Source organism: Candidatus Enterococcus wittei, from assembly GCF_002140175.1.
In the GTDB taxonomy this organism is placed as follows: Bacteria; Bacillota; Bacilli; order Lactobacillales; family Enterococcaceae; genus Enterococcus_B; species Enterococcus_B wittei.
This window is the reverse complement of the sequence record NZ_NGMO01000003.1, coordinates 173,345-179,804: the sequence shown is the minus strand read 5'-3', so window position 1 is coordinate 179,804 and position 6,460 is coordinate 173,345. Positions and strand designations below refer to the sequence as shown.

6 protein-coding genes are annotated in these 6,460 nt (G+C 38.3%); all 6 read left to right on the top strand.

The window, feature by feature from the left end; translation table 11 throughout:
- Positions 1 to 237 precede the first annotated feature (237 nt).
- Positions 238 to 747, top strand: coding sequence for a hypothetical protein (locus tag A5844_RS08755; RefSeq protein ID WP_086284816.1), 510 nt, complete (start codon positions 238 to 240; stop codon positions 745 to 747).
- A 79-nt stretch (positions 748 to 826) separates the two neighbouring features.
- Positions 827 to 1,540, top strand: coding sequence for a hypothetical protein (locus tag A5844_RS08750; RefSeq protein WP_086284815.1), 714 nt, complete (start codon positions 827 to 829; stop codon positions 1,538 to 1,540).
- Positions 1,541 to 1,546: 6 nt separating this feature from the next.
- The gene (locus tag A5844_RS08745) at positions 1,547 to 1,879 is read left to right on the top strand and encodes a hypothetical protein (RefSeq protein ID WP_086284814.1); all 333 of its coding nucleotides are present in this window, start codon (positions 1,547 to 1,549) and stop codon (positions 1,877 to 1,879) included.
- A gap of 302 nt (positions 1,880 to 2,181) precedes the next feature.
- The gene (locus A5844_RS08740; protein ID WP_086284813.1) at positions 2,182 to 2,697 is read left to right on the top strand and encodes a hypothetical protein; all 516 of its coding nucleotides are present in this window, start codon (positions 2,182 to 2,184) and stop codon (positions 2,695 to 2,697) included.
- A gap of 69 nt (positions 2,698 to 2,766) precedes the next feature.
- Positions 2,767 to 3,414 (top strand): hypothetical protein, encoded by a 648-nt coding sequence (locus A5844_RS08735; protein WP_086284812.1) that lies wholly within the window; start codon positions 2,767 to 2,769, stop codon positions 3,412 to 3,414.
- 35 nt (positions 3,415 to 3,449) lie between these two features.
- Positions 3,450 to 6,460: BspA family leucine-rich repeat surface protein (locus A5844_RS14280; protein WP_086284811.1), on the top strand; the 3,011-nt coding region annotated here is incomplete at its 3' end.

The window sequence follows — 6,460 nt, the reverse complement described above, 5'->3', positions numbered from 1 at the left end:
TCAGTATAATATTATTGAAATGTAATAAAAGAATTACAGTCCGAAAAATTAAATTTTAAAAAAAAAAAAACAAACCAACTAATAACGGAATTCAATTATTATATATCTAGCCTAACGTATACAACTGTTATGTGGTTTAGGATGTTAAAGAAAGGGCGATTCACTTTGATTTGACTAGAAGCCTTTACTAAAATGATGAAGAACATGTCAATTGTAATAAAGAAGGAGACAAAATAAATGGAACAAACACAACAAAAGCAAGAAGAAAAACAAAAGAAAAAACGTTGGTTGTTACTTTTACTATTGTTGTTGGCGCTACTCGCTGGTCTATTGACTTGGCACTTGATGCAAAAACCTGCACAAGTATCAACGATTGATTTACCGACCTCTGCGAATGGGGATCAAATCAAAAAAGAATTAGACCAAAAGGCGAATGATAGCCAAGATATTACCGCTTATGCTTTGATGTATGTACAAGCAAATAGCAAAGCTGGTAAATGGTGGTTTTACAATGCGAAAGAAAATACGGTAGGTCAACAAGCAGTAATTACACTGGACGATACCAAGCAAGTAGTTTATAAATCTGGTCTATTGGAACCAGGTAAAGCAGTCGAAAATGTGGAGTTAAGCGAACCGTTGCAACCAGGGAAATACAAAGCAACAGTAGCGATCGAAAGCTATGATCTACAGAAAAAATTACTCAACTCAAGTATGGCAACCACAGCCTTAACTATCGTGGTACAGTAACACATTAACTAGTTATTAAAGAACTTTGTTCTTTTATATAATAATAATTTTTTGGAAACAAACAGGGGGAGAAAATATAATGAGAAATACAAAAATGACAAGTCTTATAGCAGGTGCAACGATGCTTTTAGCAACAACAGGAGGAGCGTTAGTATCAGCAGATATCATCGACAATGGAGATGGCACACAAACGGTCTATCAACAACCAAATGTGACGATCCCAGTGGAAGGAACACTAGGGAATAATATTGATCCAGAATTGCCTGGGCCGACCTTCCCAGTCAATCCAGATTACATGATTTCAGTTTCAGTTCCTAATTCTGTCAGCTTTGCAGCAATTGATGATGAAAATATCATCTCAGGAGCACACACAATCAAAAATAAATCTTCTTTACCAGTACGGGTGGAAGTGACAGATTACAAAGGAACGACAGCAGATGACTTTGATAATATCGATGAATTATATATCGATGGACCAGGTTTGAAATCTGGTAGTGCAGCACATATTACTGTAGCAAATGGGAATGGATTGGAGTCTACTGTAACTGGTGGCTTAATGGAATTAAGTGCTGGTTCTGCAACACCAACAAACCCAAATGAAAACACCAATTTAGAAGGAAATGGTTGGAAGTCTAGCGACAGCTTCAAGTTCTCAGGAAAAGCTGCTACAACTGTTTTAACAACACCAACAACGGTTGATCATGAGTTGACATTGAAATTTACACCATTAGCTCCTGACGGTTCAGACATGCCAGTAGATGGCGATGGAAATGTTATCATTCCTCAACCTTAATAGCTTATGAAACAATTAATTTATTTGTTTACTCTTTTCGTTGTATTGATTGGAGGAACGGTATCTGTTTCAGCAGATACCAGCCTTCCAGTCAAAGGGTATTTAGGGCAAGAAAATCGAGGAGAAGTTCCTCCATCCACCATTGAAAAACCAAGTATGACGCAACCACCAGCGAAGAATCCATCAAAAGATAAACAACTTCCTCAACTAGGAGAATCTCGTTTATTTTTAATAACGATTGGAGGAATCATCCTTTGTTTTATTGCCCTGTGGAGATTGAGAGAAAAAAGCAAAGAACGACTCAATCAAGTTAAAAAAGGACTTAAAAATATCTATTAATAATAGCAAAGAAACTTTCTTTTAATTATAGATTTATATCAAATAAAACTAATGAGATGGATCGAAGAATATACGACTCAAGATGATTCTAATTTTTTAGAATTTAATAAATGGGTTCTGTAAGTAACTTCTTTGGAAATAAGCTGAAGAATCCCGAAAATAAAAAAGATATTTTCGGATTAGATTCTTTGGCTTGTTTTTTGAATCAAATACTTCACTACTTCGTTTTCATTGACAATTAAAGAGTTTTATCAAATGACTCTAATTGATTAACGTAGGGAAATTTGAAAGGAGAACAAAGTATGACTTTGTACGACATGAATGCAAAATATAAACGTAGAATAAAAGTTGTAGTTACGATTGTAATCTTAACGCTTGTAGCAGTGGGCGGGCATTTTTGGTCGCAGAATTCAATGGAAACTCCTGTTGCATTGACAGGTTTACCTGCACGAGGAGGTGAACGTCTTTCCGAGAAAGAATTGGAAGCATTCAAAGGAAAACCAGTAAAGAATACACGCTTTCAAGTACGCTCAGATATTAATATTGAATCTGATGGGAAGACAGGAGAATTCTATGTGAGAAATATTCCCACAAACAAAGTTGGGCAACAAGCGGTGCTTATGGATAAAAACGGGAAAGTTCTTTATGAAACTGGTTTGTTGGAACCCGGTTACGAGAATACTCACCTTGATTTGAAGCAATCATTGGAAAAAGGAGAATATCCAGCTCAAGTCAAGATCAAAATTTTTGATCTTGAAAAGGAACAAGAAATTACGGGGATGGCTTACACCTTTAATGTTACTCTACACGTTGTTTAACTATTGAATTACGGTATTACTTAATTTTAATACCAATCAAACACTTATCGTTCTGAAAGGAGAACAAATATGAAAAAAACAACTTTAGGTGTAGCACTTGCACTCGCTACATTGACGTCTACACTTTTTGGAGACCTTTCAGCCTCAGCACAAGTGATTAACAACTCAGATCCATCGAACAACCCAACAGGGGTGATTCAGGATTCAGCGATTGTAAAAATTACAGGTGAAGTGGGTGGTGACAATACGGATCCAGAAACACAATACCCAGAAGGTGATCCACGTTGGATTAACGTAGAACTCCCAGATGGGATGGTTTTCGCAAGTGATGCTAGCAATGACACTGTCGCAACTCCTGCGGGTACCTATAACATCATTAATCACTCTGCACGTGGTGTTAAAACTACTATAGTTTCCTTTAATGGTAGTGATACAGATTCAATAGAGATTTTAAACGAAGCATTCAATACTTTGACACTCGATGTTAAGGATGATGTGAATAATTCTATGAGTGCTGATTTGCTTGCGCCTTCAGGTGAAAACTTTGATTTAACACCAGGTTCAATAGAGGATGGGAATGGTGGAGTAACGACAGCACCAGCAGGGTCAGGTGCAACAGCAGAATTGAATATCAAAGGTGACTATGATGGTCAAAAAGTTTCAAATACTGCCGTTACGTATGAGCTAGGACTTGAGTTCGAGGCTCTACCTAAATAAAACAAGTTTTCTTATTATTTATATGGAGGTACAGAATGGTTAAATTGCTTTTTTGTGCCTTTTCTTTTGAAAGAAAGAAAAGGCTAGAAGATAATCAGACAAAAAAAATTAGGTTTTCTAACTTAGTTCTTTTGGCTGTGATTCTTGGGGGGATTTTCTCTCCTCCTGCAAGTGTTATTCATGCAAATACACTATCTGCCGGTGAAGTTTCGGAAAGTACTAATGCAAATCTTCCAGATGGGGTGAATGGTGAGGTGGATCCTTTTGTAACACCAGAGGTTGTAACATCTGAAGAAGGCGAAGCAACAGCTGATGCTCCAAAAGAAGAGCTTCCATCTGATCCTCTGCCAGGAAGTGAGGTTACATCCAGCGCTATCAGTAGTGAAAGTTCAAATGATGGCGCTCAAGAAACACAGGAGGTAGGAGGGAACATCAGTGAAAGATTCAATACGTTGGAGAAAGTGTATAGAGGATTCGATTCTGGATTAAGCACGGGAGTAGCGTACCAAGTCTATCAAGGGACTCTCTATCTTTTGACAGGTCTCCGTACCGGTGTAATATCGAATATGCATCCGGATTTAACTAGTGCCATGGATGGATATGATGCTACAATACACAATTTAAACTTTGAAGGTAATAAAACTGAGGTAAAAAAGATAGTTTTTGAAGATAGCGCAAAAACCCAATTTTCAGGATTTATTACTCATGCTTCTAAGATCAAGGCCAACGTTAACATGTCTGCTTTCTTTTCTCAATTTTCTAACTTGGAAAGTGTAGAAGGCTTAGAATTATTAGACGTTAGCTCCACAACAAATATGACTGGAATGTTCACAAATTTGTCTAAACTAACGAGTATCACGGGATTAGAAAGTTGGGATACGGGTAAAGTAACAACTATGTCTTCTATGTTCAATGGTGCCTCAAGTTTGACGAGTGTTGATGTTTCCAAGTGGAATACGAGTAACGTCACTACTATGAACAACATGTTCTCTGGTGCCAACAGTTTAACGACCCTTAATGTTTCTAATTGGGATACGAGTAATGTCATGAATATGTCTTATATGTTCCATAATGCTACAAGTTTGACGAGTGTTGATGTTTCCAAGTGGAATACGAGTAAAGTCACTGACATGAGAAATCTATTTGCTGGTCTCAACAGTTTAACGACCCTTAATGTTTCTAATTGGGATACGAGTAATGTCACGAATATGTATTCTATGTTCTCTGGTGTCAACAGTTCAACGACCCTTGATGTTTCCAAGTGGAATACAAGTAAAGTCACTTCTATGTCTAATATGTTCTCTGGTGCTTCAAAGTTAACACGTCTTGATATATCTAACTGGGACATGGGTCAAGTGACCAATAAGATGTTGATGTTTTATGGAATGACATCTCTTAAGGAGTTGAAGTTAGGACCTAAAACTCAAATTGATGATACCGATCTTTCGGCTGTTCCATCTAATGAAACCTACAGCGGTAAATGGCAAAATGTTGGCTCAGGTACGGTTGATGCGCCTAAGGGCTCAAACATTTGGACTTCTGAGGAGTTCATGGCGAACTACGACGGAACTCAACATGCGGATACTTATGTTTGGCAGACTAAGGCATTAATCTTTGGTAGTGTCACTTATGACTATGATGCTACATCAGCTGTCCTCACCTTAACAGGAGGTACAGTAAGCAATGCTTCAGATTGGGCATCGGTACCGAAGGCTGATGTGAAGAAAATCGCCTTTAGTGGAGATGTGGGTGTTGCCCCCAACACATCCTTATCGAATATGTTCGCGAATATGACCAATCTCACTACTATTGAGAATGCGGGTAGATTAAATACAAGTAATGCGACGAGTATGGGGTCTATGTTCTATTATGTCTCAAAGTTGACAAGTGTTGATGTTTCTTCTTGGAATACAAGTAAGGTCACTGACATGTCTAATATGTTCACTGGTGCCTCAAGTTTGACGAGCCTTGATGTTTCTAAGTGGGATGTAAGTAAGGTTACAACTTTTTCTCGAATGTTTCAGAGCACAGGCGCATTAAAAAACCTTGATGTCTCTCAATGGAACACAAGCAGTGCAACGAATATGGAATCAGTATTTTATTATTCTTCTGGTTTAGGAAAGCTTGATATGTCTAACTGGGACATGGGTCAAGTGACCAATAAGGCAACGATGTTTTCGGGGATGACATCTCTTAAAGAGTTGAAGTTAGGTGCTAAAACTAACATTTCTGGCACAAGTCTTCCAGGTGTTCCATCTAATGAAATTTATACGGGCAAATGGCAAAACGTTGGCTCAGGTACAGTGGATGCACCAAAGGGCACAAACATTTGGACTTCTACAGAATTGATGGCGAACTACGATGGAACCCAACATGCGGATACTTATGTTTGGCAGGCTAAGGCATTAATCTTTGGCGGTGTCTCTTATGATTACGATGCTACATCAGGTGTTCTCACCTTAACAGGAGGTACAGTAAGCAATGCTTCAGATTGGGCATCGGTAACGAAGGATGATGTGAAGAAAATCGTCTTTAGTGGAGATGTGAGTGTTGCTTCCAATACATCCTTATCGAACATGTTCGCGAATATGACCAATCTCGCTACGATTGAGAATGCGGGGAGGTTGGATACCAGTAATGCCACTAATATGGGTTCTATGTTTTATGGTATCTCAAGTTTGACGAGTGTCGATGTTTCCAAGTGGAATACAAGTAATGTCACTAATATGTCTAATATGTTCAGAGGTGCTTCAAGTTTGACGAGTGTCGATGTTTCTAAGTGGAATACAAGTAATGTCACTACTGTGTCTTACATGTTCTATAATGCCTCAAAATTAGCACGTCTTGATTTGTCTAACTGGGACATGAGTAAAGTTACTTCTAAGACTCAGACGCTGTCGGGGTTGACATCTTTGAAAGAGTTGAAGTTAGGATCTAAAACTCAAATTGATAGTACCAGTCTTCCGGCTATTCCATCTAATGAAACCTACAGCGGTAAATGGCAAAATGTTGGCTCAGGTACGGTTGATGCGCCTAAGGGCTCAAA